Origin of the sequence: Chryseobacterium glaciei, from assembly GCF_001648155.1 — a bacterium.
Lineage (GTDB): Bacteria > Bacteroidota > Bacteroidia > Flavobacteriales > Weeksellaceae > Chryseobacterium > Chryseobacterium glaciei.
Window position 1 is genome coordinate 3117885 of record NZ_CP015199.1, and the last position, 13674, is coordinate 3131558.

Genomic DNA, 13674 nt, shown 5'->3' on the forward strand with positions numbered 1-13674 from the left:
ATTATTTGTTGTGTTCTTATTAATTGGATGTAAGACTAATCCTAATAAACATAACGATTTGAACTATATGCAAAATATAGAACAAACAGCCACAGAAGCGTCTGCAAAGAATTCAAATTCGACAATACAGGTAGGGGATCAATTGATTATCTTAATTACGGCGAAGGATATGGATGTCGTAAAACCATTCAACCAAAATTATTCTTCGTCAGAAATGATTCAAACAAATGCTATGGCAGGTGGAAATACCCCTAATCAAGGTTTAACTACGCTTTCCGGACCAACTTATGTTGTAGATACACAAGGGGATATTGATTTTCCTATTCTGGGCAAAATCAATACAACAGATAAATCTCTTGTTGAGTTTAAGGACGAGATCCGTAATAGGATGACAAAGTATATCATTAACCCAACGGTAAGTGTTAGACTTTCTAATTTCAAAATTACTGTATTAGGTGAAGTAAATAGACAAGGGGACTATACTATAGCAAACGGACAGGCAACTATTTGGAATGCTTTGGGGCTTGCTGGTGATTTAACAATGTACGGAAAAAGAAATGATGTACTTGTAATAAGAACCGAAAACGGAGTTATTACACATGGAAAAGTTAATTTACAAGATGCCAATCTTATCAATTCACCCTATTATAATCTAAAACAAGGTGATGCTATCATCGTTTCTGCCAGCAATACCAGAGACCTAGCAGCTAAACAGAATCCGAATACCGGGCTTTATCTAACAGCAGCATCTATAGCCATTACAGCAGTCGCAGTAGTAGTAAGTTTATTCAAGAAATAAAAAATTAATGGACAACCAATCTTCACAAGTTTCAGAAGTGCAAAATAACTCAAACAATATTGATATTAATGAAATTATAAAACCATACCTAAGAAAATGGCCTTGGTTTATTTTTGGTGGAATATTGGCTTTGGTCATAGGTTATATGGCATTAAGATTCATGACTACTGTGTACAGTGTGCAAACAACAGTTCTTATCAAGGATGCAAAAAATTCGGCTTCGCCTGTTGGTAATGATTTGGGAGTTTTGCCCGATTTAACTGGCTTCGGAGGTTTAAAAACAAACAGTATTTCAAATGAAATAGAGATTTTTAAATCAAAGAAATTAATGAGAGAAGTTATCATTAATCAAAACCTTCAAACTAATATTATCGCTAAAGGGAGAATATCAACAGTCGAATTATACAAAGAATCTTCTCCAATAGAAGTTAGGGTAATTAACGAGAAGCCCAATAGCAGTTCCAATAATATTTTAAAATTGGAAATTGATGGAGATAAGCTTAAATTAAGTGCGGACAAATCTGGTAAAGAAATAGTTACGACTTATGGTAAAACAATAGGGCTACCATTTGCTAATATCATTATTACTAAAAATCCTAAATTTAATACACTAAATGCAAAGGGTATAAATACTAAAAACCTGGAATTGCATATATCCTCGTTGGACTCTAAGGTTAATAGTTTACAAGGTATTTTTAACGTAGCTCAAATAAATAAAGATGCTACGGTACTTAAACTAAGTATGAATTATCCGCAAATCTCTAAAGCTCAAGATGTACTTAATACTTTAGTTGTTGCTTATAATAATGATGCTATTCTAGATAAAAATTCAGAATCAAAGAAAACGTTGGATTTTATTGAAGACAGAATTAAAAAACTTTCAATAGAGTTGGGGCAGGTTGAAGATCAAAAAGAGAATTTTAAATCGAAGAATAATCTTACAGACCTTGAAACCGAAGCGAAAATAAACTTGGAAAGTTCCGCTTCTGCAAGAGCTAAACAATTGGAAATTGATGCGCAGTTAGAATTAACTAATGCTTTAATTGGTTTTGTTTCTAGACAAGGGCAATATCAAACTCTACCATCAAATGTTGGTTTAAATAGTCCAGATGCTATTTCAGGAATTTCGGCTTATAATCAACTGATATTACAAAGAAATAGATTATTAGAATCTGCAACTAGCGAAAACCCTATTGTTATCGATGTAACAAAGCAAATTAATACAATGCGCTCATCGATTGAGCAAAGTCTACAAAGAAATAGAACGGGACTTGAATTGGCTAGAAATGAATATTTAGGTGAGCAAAATAAGGTTTCTAATAAAATATCTAAACTTCCATCAATCGAAAAGCTTTTTAGAGGTATTGAAAGACAGCAGCAAATAAAAGAGAATTTATATCTTTTATTACTTCAAAAAAGAGAAGAGACTGCTATTTCATTATCAATTACAGCACCTAAAGCCAGAGTGATTGATACAGCCTATGCTTCTACAGTTCCTGTAGCACCTAAAAGGAATGTAGTTTTACTTGCAGCTTTATTTTTAGGTTTGTTAATACCTTTCATAATAATTTATTTAAAAGGTTTGTTGAATGATAAAATTATTACCAAGCATGATTTAGAAAAATTAGTTAAAGCACCAGTTATTGCAGAATTACCAAGTCTTGAAAAAGGAGATTCTGAAATTGTTCAAATGAATGATATCACGCCGATGGCTGAAGCATTTAGAATTCTTATTACAAATATGAATTTTATGCTTCCTAAAGATAAAAAAGGTGAAGGAAAAGTTGTTTTTGTAACTTCTACAGTAAAAGGAGAGGGTAAGACATTTGCATCAGTGAATTTAGCTTTAACATTAGCTAATCCTAAAAAGAAAGCAATTATTATCGGTTCTGATATCAGAAACCCACAATTGCAAAGATATAACCCTGCAAGAAAAGGATTGATAGGGCTTACGGAATATCTTTATTCAGATCAAACCAAATTAGAAGAAATTATTCATGTTTCATCATTTAATCCTCACTTGGATGTAATCTATTCAGGTATGATTCCTCCAAACCCGACAGAGCTATTGTCAAATGGAAGATATGAAATACTTCTAGCTGAATTAAAGTCAAAATATGATTACATTATTTTAGATACAGCACCATTGCTTCTTGTGACAGATACTTTCTTAATTGCAGAATTAGCAGATGTTACCATCTATGTTTCAAGATCTAAATACACAGAAAAGGCTTTGATGGAATTCGCAAATAATAATATTAGTCAAAATAAAATCAAAAACGTTGGGTTTGTCTTAAATGATGTCAGCAGAGAAAATTTAGGATACAGCAACAAATATGGTTACGGATACAATAACCATAAAGAACAAACATGGTTTGAAAAAATCAAAAATAAACTTAGCTAATGATGAAAACATATAAAATAGCTGTTATAGGGCAAGGTTATGTAGGCTTACCTTTGTCTTTAGAATTTGCTGGACATTATCCAGTTTTAGGATTTGATATTAATGCACAAAGAGTTGATCAACTTAATGAAGGTTTAGATATAACACTTGAAGCAGATATAGAGAAACTTAATAACGGCTTAAAAAAATACAAAGAATCTAATAACGGTATTGGATATAAAGCGACAAGCCAGTTATCAGATATCGCTCAGTCAAATATATTTATCGTTACTGTTCCCACACCTATCGATAAATATAATGCTCCGGATCTTAATCCATTAATTTCTGCTTCAAAAATGCTAGGAGAAATTATTAAAAAAGGGGACATTGTTATCTATGAATCTACAGTTTTTCCTGGCTGTACAGAAGAAGAATGTGTTCCTGTTTTGGAGAAGCATTCGGGATTAAAGTTCAACGAAGACTTTTTCGTAGGATACTCACCAGAAAGAATTAATCCGGGAGATAAAGTAAATACTTTAACGAGTGTTAAAAAAGTTACTTCAGGATCTACAGAAGATATTGCAGAAGAAGTGGATAATCTTTATAAAAAAATTATCACTGCAGGAACTCATAAAGCACCAAGTATCAAAGTAGCAGAAGCCTCTAAAGCAATAGAGAATGCTCAGCGTGATGTTAATATTTCTTTTGTAAATGAATTGGCACTAATTTTTGATAGAGTTGGTATTGATACCAATGATGTTTTGGAAGCAGCAGGAACAAAATATAATTTCCTTAAATATAAACCAGGTTTAGTAGGTGGCCACTGTATATCTGTTGATCCTTATTATTTGGCTCATAAAGCGGAGCAGCTTGGTTATCATCCGGATGTTATCTTATCTGGACGTAGAGTAAATGATTCTATTGCAAAGTTTGTTGCTTCTAAAGTAGTGAAACTACTTATTGCTAAAGGTGGAGTTATTAAAGATTCTCAGGCTTTGATTTTAGGAGTAACTTTTAAAGAAAACTGCCCGGATGTAAGAAATACTAAAGTCGTAGATATTTACAAAGAACTTAAAGATTATGGAGTTAATGTAGATATTTATGATCCATGGGCAAGTAAAGAAGAAGTGAAGCACGAATACGGAATTGATATTCTTGATGCTCTTATCGTAGGTAAAAAATATGAATCTATTATCATTGCAGTTTCTCACAGCGAATTTCTTGAAATGGATTTAAACCTATTGAAGAAAGAAAATGCAGTAGTTTTTGATACTAAAGCTTGTTTAGACAGAAACTTAGTAGACGCAAGATTATAATAAGATACAATGAATTATGACATCGTAATCATCGGCGCGGGCTTGGTAGGATTGGCAACTGCTTATCAAACAAAGCTTAAAAACCCGGATTCTAAGATTTTAATTTTAGAAAAAGAAAAAGATGTATCCTTACATCAATCCGGCCACAATAGCGGGGTGATTCATAGTGGAATATATTATAAACCGGGAAGCTTAAAGGCTAAGAACTGCATCGAAGGCTATAATTCTGTAATAAACTTTGCTAAAGAATACGGAATTAAATACGATCTGTGCGGTAAAATAATTGTTGCAACTTCTCAGGAAGAGCTGTCGCTTTTAGATAATATTTATAAAAGGGGAATTGATAACGGTCTTGATAATCTACAATACCTTTCAAGAGAAGAATTCCGTGAAATAGAACCTCATTGCGAGGGAGTAAAAGCCATCAAAGTTCCTCAAACAGGTATTATAGATTATCCGGGAGTTGCAAAAAAGATAAAAGAATTATTTGAAGAGCTTGGAGGAGAGGTTAAATTTAATAATGAAGTAAAAGACATTATTAATAAAGGTTCAGAAATTATTATTAAAACTAATAATTCTGAATTTAAAACAAAAAAAATGGTCTCTTGTGCCGGTCTGTATTCAGATAAAATTACAAAAATGACCAATGAGAAGAATGATGTTATCATTATTCCGTTCAGAGGAGAATATTATAAAATAAAAGACGAAAAAAAACACCTTGTAAAGCATCTTATTTATCCTGTTCCGGATCCTAATTTTCCATTTTTGGGAGTTCATTTTACGAGAATGGTTGATGGGAATATTGAAGCAGGACCTAATGCTGTTTTAGCTTTTAAAAAAGAGGGTTACCAGTTTTTTGACTTTAATTTTAGCGAGACTATGCAGACGCTTACTTGGCCAGGTTTTAGAAAAATTGTTGCTAAGTACGGAAAAACAGGAATGGGAGAAGTACATCGTTCTCTTTCTAAATCCGTATTTACCAAAGCTTTGCAAAAACTAATGCCGGAAATACAGGAAAATGATCTTGTACCTGGAGGTTCAGGAGTTAGGGCACAGGCTTGTGACAGAAATGGCGCCTTAATTGATGACTTTGATATTGTTAAAAACGGAAACATTATTCATGTCAGAAACGCACCTTCGCCTGCCGCAACTTCATGTCTTTCTATAGGAAATAAAATTAGTGAGCTTATAGGAAATTAATTTTTTCTCTAAAGCTTTCGCAATACCAAAACATAAATTATTATATGAAAATTCAAATGGTTGACCTAAAAGGTCAATATGAAAAAATTAAAAACGAAGTAGATGCTGGCATTCAGAATTGTATAGATAATACAGCATTTATTAATGGTCCTGCGGTAAAAGAATTTCAGCAGGATTTTGAAAATTACTTAAATGTAAAGCATGTTATTCCTTGTGCTAATGGTACAGACGCATTGCAGATCGCAATGATGGCATTAGAATTAAAACCTGGGGATGAAATAATCTGCCCTGCTTTTACATACGTTGCAACTGCCGAAGTTATGGGACTTTTAGGATTAAAACCTATAATGGTAGATGTAGATGAAAATACTTTTGAGATTGAACTTAACGGTTTAGAAAAATATATAACTCCAAATACGAAAGCCATCGTTCCTGTTCATTTATACGGACAAAGTGCTGATATGGAGAAAATTCTTGAATTTGCAAAAAAGCATAACTTATTTGTAATCGAGGATAATGCACAGGCAATCGGTTCTGATTATACGTTCTCTGACGGAACTATTAGAAAATCCGGAACCATAGGTCATATTGGATGTACTTCTTTCTTCCCTTCAAAAAACTTAGGTTGTTATGGAGATGGGGGAGCTTTAATGACCAATGATGATGATTTAGCATTAAAAATAAGAATGATCGCAAACCACGGTCAACAAAAAAAATATTATCACAAAGTTTTGGGTTGTAACTCAAGATTGGATACAATTCAGGCTGCAGTTCTTAAAGTGAAGTTGCAACATCTTGATGAATATTCGGCGGCAAGAAATAAAATGGCAGATTATTATGATGAAAATTTAGCCAAAATTTCTGATATTCAGATTCCTGAAAGAGCAAAAAACTCTACTCATGTCTTCCATCAATATACTTTAAAGGTAAAAAATGGAAAAAGAGATGAGCTACAAAAATATCTTGGTGAAAAAAATATCCCAAGTATGATTTATTATCCGCTTCCGTTATATAAGCAGGAGGCTTTTCAGCAATATGTGGAGGAAGGTTTCAGTCTTCCTGTTACAGAAAAACTTTGTTCAGAAGTTATTTCACTTCCGATTCATACAGAATTTGATCAGGAGGTATTGGATTTTATTATTTCTGAAATTAAGAATTTTTTTAATTAATAATCAATAAAAATATGTCAGATTTTTTTGCACACGAAACAGCTATTATAGATGAAGGCTGCGAAATAGGAGCCGGAACTAAAATTTGGCACTTTTCACATATTATGCCTAATTGTATTTTGGGAGAAAAATGTAATATCGGGCAGAATGTAGTAGTTTCACCTAAAGTTATTTTAGGAAAGAATGTAAAGGTTCAGAACAATGTTTCTATATATGAAGGTGTTACTTGTGATGATGATGTTTTTTTAGGGCCTTCAATGGTTTTTACTAATGTTATTAATCCTAGAAGTGCTGTAAACAGAAAAAATGAATATTTAAAAACACATGTTGGAGTAGGCGCGTCAATTGGAGCTAATGCAACAATTGTTTGTGGTCACAACATTGGTAAATACGCCTTTATTGGGGCTGGTGCAGTTGTAACAAAAGAGGTTCTGGATTATGCTTTGGTAGTCGGAAATCCGGCAAAACAAATGGGCTGGATGAGCGAATTTGGTCAGCGTCTTCATTTTAATGATGAAGGTATTGCAGTATGTGAAGAAAGTGGAGAAGAATATAAAATTGAAAATAATAAAGTTTCAAAAAATTAAAAAATACAAATGTCTGATAAAATAAAATTTGCAGTTATCGGTTGTGGCCATATTGGGAAAAGACATGCAGAAATGGTGTCTAGGAATTCCGAATGTGAATTGGTAGCTTTAGTTGATGTAAAAGATAAATCTGTTTTAGGAATCGAAAGTTATGATGTTCCTTTTTTCGCCTCATTAGATGATTTTTTGAAATCTGGGATTGAAGTGGATGTTATCAATATCGCTTCGCCAAACGGATTTCACTTCGAGCAGGCATATAAAGCTATCGACGCAGGAAAACATGTTGTTGTAGAAAAACCAATGGCTTTGAATAAGCAGGATGCTGAGAAACTTATTTTTCAGGCACTTCACAAACATAAGCAGGTTTTTGCAGTAATGCAAAATCGTTATTCTCCACCTTCTGCATGGATAAAAGAAATGGTAGAAAGTGGAAGATTAGGAGATATATACATGGTTCAGCTTAATTGCTATTGGAACCGTGACGACAGATATTATAAGCCGGAATCATGGCATGGAAAAAAAGATCTTGATGGTGGAACATTGTTTACACAGTTTTCTCACTTTATAGATATTATGTACTGGTTATTTGGAGATCTTACCAATATTCAGGCAAAATTTGCAGACTTTAATCACAAAAACCTTACAGATTTTGAAGATTCGGGTTTTGTGAGTTTTGATTTTGTAAACGGAGGAATGGGTTCTTTAAATTACTCAACTTCTGTTTGGAATCAAAACCTAGAAAGTTCGATGACTATTATTGCCGAAAATGGAGCAGTGAAAATCGGAGGACAGTATATGGATAAAGTAGAAGCATGTAATGTAAAAGATTATGTGATGCCTGAATTGGCACCTACAAATCCGGGTAATGATTATGGTGCATACAAAGGTTCTGCTGCAAATCATCACTACATTATTGAAAACGTAGTAGATGTATTGAAAGGTAGAAATACCATCACTACAAATGCATTAGAAGGTTTGAAAGTAGTAGATATTATTGAAAAAATCTATGCTCTGAAAAAAAATGAAAGTTATGAATTTTAAAAAAGTTTTAGTTCTTGCACCACATACTGATGATGGAGAATTAGGAGCGGGAGGTTTTATTTCAAAATTAGTAGAAGAAGGTGCTGAAGTATTTTATATGGCATTTTCTACTGCTGAAGAGTCTGTTCCTGAGGGATTTCCAAAAGATGTTTTAAAGACAGAGGTAAAAGCTGCTACGAAAGTATTAGGTATAAAAGAAGAAAATGTTATTATTTTTAACTATCAAGTAAGAAAGCTTAACTACGCAAGACAGGAAATATTAGAAGAATTAATTAGGTTTAAAAGACAGGAATCGGATATTGACCTTGTTTTGATACCTAGTATTAATGATATTCATCAGGATCATTCTACAATTGCAAACGAAGGAATAAGAGCTTTTAAAACTAAGTCTATATTTAGTTATGAGCTTATTTGGAACAATTTATCATTTAATACTCAAAGTTATGTATCTCTTGATCAAAGGCACATTGATAAAAAAATAAATGCCTTAAAGGAGTATAAATCTCAAGGTTTTAGAGATTATTTAAGTGCTGATTTTATTAGATCCTTAGCTGTTGCCAGAGGGGTGCAGTTTGGTGTTCAGTATGCAGAAACATTTGAAGTTGTTAGGTTTTCAATAAAATAATAATTATGGCAATATTATCTGAAATAATAGAAAAGCTTAAACCTGATGCTATAATTGGAAATACTAATAAAAAGGTTATCAATGCCATTCAGTTAGATACCAATAATCAGAGGGAAGATGTTCTAATGTGGGTTTCTTCAAAATTTAATGATAAACTTAAAGAAATTACAAAAGGAATTATTATTTGTAATGAATTTCCTGAAGCTTTTATTAATCCAGATTGTACTTATTTAGTATTTGACAACCCAAGACTTGCTTTTCAGAAAACACTTACTGAATTTTTTATGCCTGTCAAAAAAACAGGGATTTCAAAAACAGCTGTTGTGGGCGAAAATGTTCAGATAGGTAAAGATGTATATTTGGGCGAATTCGTTATAATAGAAGATAATTGTATTATAGGAAATAATACTGTTGTTGATCATCATACAGCGATTAAGGAAGGTACCGTAATTGGTGAAAATGTTACCATTGGAGCCAATAATACAATTGGAGGAGTAGGTTTTGGATATGAGAAAGATGAAACAGGACAATATGTTTTTATTCCTCACATAGGAAATGTTATCATTGGAAACAATGTAGATATAGGAAATAATACATGTATAGACAGAGCTGTATTAGGAAATACGATTTTAATGGATAACGTAAAAATCGATAATCTTGTACATATTGCTCATGGCGTAAAGGTTGGACGAAATAGTCTGGTTATAGCCAATGCAATGGTCGCAGGCAGTGTAGAGATTGGCGAAAATACCTGGGTGGCTCCGTCATCTTCAATTCTTAACCAAAAGAAAATCGGAGACAATGTTACTATTGGTTTATCTGCAGTTGTAGTAAAAAATGTAGAAAACGGACAAACTGTAATAGGAAGTCCTGCCGAAGAAATTTCAATCGCATTGGGTAAGAAAAAAATAATGAATGATAAATTATTTAAATAGTTTTGAGTATTAAAAATTTCATAGACAGGGTAAAATCAAATTCATTTTTACAAAATGTTGCAATACTATCAAGCGGAACTATTATAAGCCAGCTTATTGTTATTGCAACTTCACCATTTCTTACTCGTGTATATTCTGTAGAATCTTTTGGGCTCTTATCTATTTTTAGCAGTTTTGCTGTGTTTTTTGCAGTTCTGTCAACAGGACGGTATGAATTAGCATTAGGCTTGCCTAAGGATAGCTTAAAAGCATCATCAATTTTCAAACTCATACTTGTTATTGGTTTTTGTGTTTCAATATTTTATTTGATATTAATTTTTCTTCTAAAGGATATTGTTCATCTCAAGGATAAAACAGGATTTCTTAGTAATAATCAAGCTTATTTAGCGCCTATTTATATCTTCTTTGGTGCTTTATATTCAGCATTAGGATATTGGAATCAACGAGATAAGAAATATAAAAAAATAACTATTGCTAATGCCATACAGGTTATAGGAACAAGTATTTTTAGTTTAATATTTGGAGTATTACATTATGAGAGTGGTATGATCTGGGCACTTATTATTGGAATTATAACGTCAAGTGCATTTTTGCTTTTAACAGACAAAAAATTACTAGATAATTTGTCTACTACTCCTAATAAAGAACTTTTAGGTACAGCAAAGGAGTATAGTTCATTTCCAAGATATATGATACTCTCGGATTTATCACTTACAGCATGCCAGCAATTTATTCCAATTCTATTTTCAGCATTGTATAATACTACAATTGTAGGTTTTTTTTCAATGGCAAACAGGATGATTAGGCTCCCTAATATTGTTATTACTTCTTCGGTCGGAAATGTATTCAGAAATGATGCAATTGATGAAATAAGAGAGAAAGGTAATTGTGAAAAACTTTATCATTCTACTTTTAAGAAATTATTATTAATATCCTTTCCTACATATTTGCTAATCTTTATTATTTCTCCAAAATTATTTTCAATTGTATTTGGAGAAAAATGGGAAATTGCAGGAGAGTTTGCTAGAATTTTGTCTGTAGCACTATTTTTTGAATTTATTTCAGCACCTCTAAATACATTGTTTTATATTTTTGAGAAGCAGAAGATTTTAATGAAATTACAAATGCTAAACGCAATTTTGGTTTTCGTGTCAATATTCTTAGGTTACTATATTAATAACAGTTATCTTTTATCATTAATTTTTTACATGATTATTTCTGTTTTATCAAGTTTAGTTTTTTTGTATTTTACAAACAATTTATCAAAAAATGGAGGCAGAAAGATCTAATAAATTACAAGTATTTTTTCTTACACTCATGCTTTACGGCTATGAGCTTATATCTTTTTTTCCAGATTTATTAAAAATAGAATCTAGACCATTAAGTATTGTTTTAAGGCTGGTTGTTGTTGTTACAGGTATTTTAGTGATATTTAAAAATCAAATGAGATTAACAAAAGTTCATGTTTTGTTATTCTTCTTTTGGGCTTTATATTTATTAAGGTTATTTTATGACGCAGCAATTACCTCAAAAAATATCATGTCGCCCATTGATGACTACTGGTCATTCTCATTGTTGATAATGATATCTATATTTGCATGTGCAACAAATTTTTCTAAAAAAACCTTGTTGGATGTAAAAAATTATGTTTTAATAATCTTATTTATTGTAAATATTTGGGGATTGTATAATAATGTTACTGCTCCTCAAATTGTTCCGGATGATATCTTAGTAAGAGCAGACGGTAATAGTGCTCTTAATACGGTTTCTTTTGGAAAAACTTCATCTGTTTTATTTTTTCTATGTTTTATTTCTTTATTAAAAAATAAGAAAAATCTTATTACGGGTATCTATATATTAGGAATGATATTAAGTTTATATAATGTATTTATGGCTGGTTCTAGGGGGCCTTTGGTTCAGCTATTAGCAGCATTATTACTTTATTTGGCTGTCAATCTAAAGCAGGTAAAATTAAAGTATGTATTTCTATTTTTTATAGCAGGTATAATTCTTTTAAATCTTTTCCCAAGTTATTTTGATGTATCGAAATTGATTTTTCAAAGGATAAGCGAAACCGGCTTTTCATCCAATGAAAATGATCAGTATAGAGGATCTCTTTTAAAATCTGCTTGGGAGCAATTTTTAGATAATCCATTCTTTGGAGACTCAATTGAAACTAATTTCGGAAATACATATCCCCACAATATAATTTTAGAATCTTTTATGGCTATGGGAATTATTGGTGGAATATTATCCATAATAATTTTTATGCTAAATGCTATTTATTCTATGAAGTTAATGCAGGTATTTGCATATAGTTTATTTGGTGCAATTCTTATAATGGATACTGTAGGATCAATGTCGGCGGGCTCTATTGTAAATTATTTATTAATTTGGCCTATGCTTTCCTTATCAATTAATTTAGCTCAAAATGAAAAATAAAAGTAAGAAGATTGTTATGTTGCAAGATTTTTTTGGTTTAGATTATACTTACCAGGAAAATTTGCTGACTAAAAACTATACAAAGTATGGACATAATGTAGTAGTTATATCATCTACTTTTGAAAATGTTTTTGATTATGCACATAATAAGTATGATTCTTCTAAAAAACAAAAAACAGAGGAATATTTTGGAGCAAAAATAATTCGTCTTCCTTATAGTTTTAATTTTTTAAACAAATTAAGAAAGCATGCAGGAGTATATGAAATTCTTTTAAAAGAGAAACCTGATTTAATTTATGTTCACGATATACATTTTAATCTAAAGGAAGCTGTAAAATATAAAAAGCAATTTCCGAATTGCAAAATTATCTTAGATTACCATGCAGATTATACTAACTCTGCTCATAACTGGGTTTCATTAAATATACTACATAAAGTAATTAGAAAAAGCTTCTTTAATAAGTATAAGAAATATATTAGTAAAATATTTCCTGTCGTTCCGGGTGGGGCAGACTTTCTTCATGAAGTATATGGTGTGAGCCATAAAGAAATGGAGCTTTTGCCCTTAGGATGTGATTATAGCAAATCCATGGAAATAATGCAAAATATTGATAATATTAAGCAAAGACAAAACCTAGGGATAAAAGAAAATGATATCATTATTATCACTGGAGGTAAGATCAATAAACTTAAAAATACCCATGTAATTGTTGATGCAATTAAAAAAAATAATAGAGAGGATGTACATCTTATTGTTTTTGGAAAAGAAGATCAAGGGTCAGAAGAATATTTTGATAATATTAAAAAAAGTGCAGAAAATTACAAGAATATTCATTTCATAGGTTGGGTTGATAATACAAAAATATACGAGTTGCTTGCTATTTCAGATTTAGCAGTCTATCCAAGTAGCCAATCTGTTTTATGGCAGCAATCTATAGGAATGCATTTGCCTTTAATTGTTGGTGATTTTGGCGGACAAGATATGTCATATTTAAATCAAAACAATAATATCATAAAAGTTGATAAAGAAAATTTAAATGCCGACTATTTTGCAACTTTATTAAATCAATTAATTGAAAATCCCTCCGAGATTGAACAAATGAAAAAAGGAGCAGAAAAAACAGCAAAAGAATATTTAGACTATAGAATAATTGCAGAAAAAACGCTGGAAAATTAA

Annotated in this window: 12 protein-coding genes; all 12 read left to right on the plus strand. The window is 31.4% G+C overall.

The window, feature by feature from the left end:
* The first annotated feature begins 67 nt into the window (after positions 1 to 67).
* Genes A0O34_RS13930 through A0O34_RS13990 form a run of 12 tightly spaced genes read left to right on the plus strand, consistent with a single transcriptional unit; the run spans position 68 to position 13674 of the window.
* Entirely contained in the window at positions 68 to 799 is a 732-nt protein-coding gene (locus A0O34_RS13930; RefSeq protein ID WP_228394293.1) for a polysaccharide biosynthesis/export family protein, read from the plus strand.
* Positions 800 to 806: 7 nt separating this feature from the next.
* The gene (locus tag A0O34_RS13935; RefSeq protein WP_066755526.1) at positions 807 to 3203 is read left to right on the plus strand and encodes a GumC family protein; all 2397 of its coding nucleotides are present in this window, start codon (positions 807 to 809) and stop codon (positions 3201 to 3203) included.
* Positions 3203 to 4498, plus strand: a complete 1296-nt coding sequence (locus A0O34_RS13940) for a nucleotide sugar dehydrogenase (RefSeq protein ID WP_066755528.1) — start codon at positions 3203 to 3205, stop codon at positions 4496 to 4498. Before A0O34_RS13935 ends, A0O34_RS13940 begins: the two co-directional genes overlap by 1 nt.
* Positions 4499 to 4507: 9 nt before the next feature.
* On the plus strand, positions 4508 to 5698 hold the full coding sequence (gene lhgO, locus A0O34_RS13945; RefSeq protein ID WP_066755530.1) for an L-2-hydroxyglutarate oxidase: 1191 nt from the start codon (positions 4508 to 4510) through the stop codon (positions 5696 to 5698).
* A gap of 44 nt (positions 5699 to 5742) precedes the next feature.
* Positions 5743 to 6867, plus strand: coding sequence for a DegT/DnrJ/EryC1/StrS family aminotransferase (locus A0O34_RS13950; RefSeq protein WP_066755532.1), 1125 nt, complete (start codon positions 5743 to 5745; stop codon positions 6865 to 6867).
* A gap of 14 nt (positions 6868 to 6881) precedes the next feature.
* On the plus strand, positions 6882 to 7454 hold the full coding sequence (locus A0O34_RS13955) for an acyltransferase (protein ID WP_066755534.1): 573 nt from the start codon (positions 6882 to 6884) through the stop codon (positions 7452 to 7454).
* A 9-nt stretch (positions 7455 to 7463) separates the two neighbouring features.
* Entirely contained in the window at positions 7464 to 8495 is a 1032-nt protein-coding gene (locus A0O34_RS13960) for a Gfo/Idh/MocA family protein (protein WP_066755536.1), read from the plus strand.
* Complete coding sequence (locus tag A0O34_RS13965; RefSeq protein ID WP_228394294.1) at positions 8485 to 9120, plus strand: PIG-L deacetylase family protein; 636 nt, start codon at positions 8485 to 8487, stop codon at positions 9118 to 9120. Before A0O34_RS13960 ends, A0O34_RS13965 begins: the two co-directional genes overlap by 11 nt.
* A 5-nt stretch (positions 9121 to 9125) precedes the next feature.
* Entirely contained in the window at positions 9126 to 10055 is a 930-nt protein-coding gene (locus A0O34_RS13970; protein WP_066755539.1) for a UDP-3-O-(3-hydroxymyristoyl)glucosamine N-acyltransferase, read from the plus strand.
* Positions 10056 to 10057: 2 nt separating this feature from the next.
* Entirely contained in the window at positions 10058 to 11344 is a 1287-nt protein-coding gene (locus A0O34_RS13980; RefSeq protein ID WP_157886022.1) for a lipopolysaccharide biosynthesis protein, read from the plus strand.
* Entirely contained in the window at positions 11325 to 12497 is a 1173-nt protein-coding gene (locus tag A0O34_RS13985; RefSeq protein ID WP_066755552.1) for an O-antigen ligase family protein, read from the plus strand. Before A0O34_RS13980 ends, A0O34_RS13985 begins: the two co-directional genes overlap by 20 nt.
* Positions 12487 to 13674: a glycosyltransferase family 4 protein gene (locus tag A0O34_RS13990; RefSeq protein ID WP_066755555.1), complete on the plus strand. Its 1188-nt coding sequence runs from the start codon at positions 12487 to 12489 to the stop codon at positions 13672 to 13674. The genes A0O34_RS13985 and A0O34_RS13990 overlap by 11 nt, the downstream gene beginning before the upstream one ends.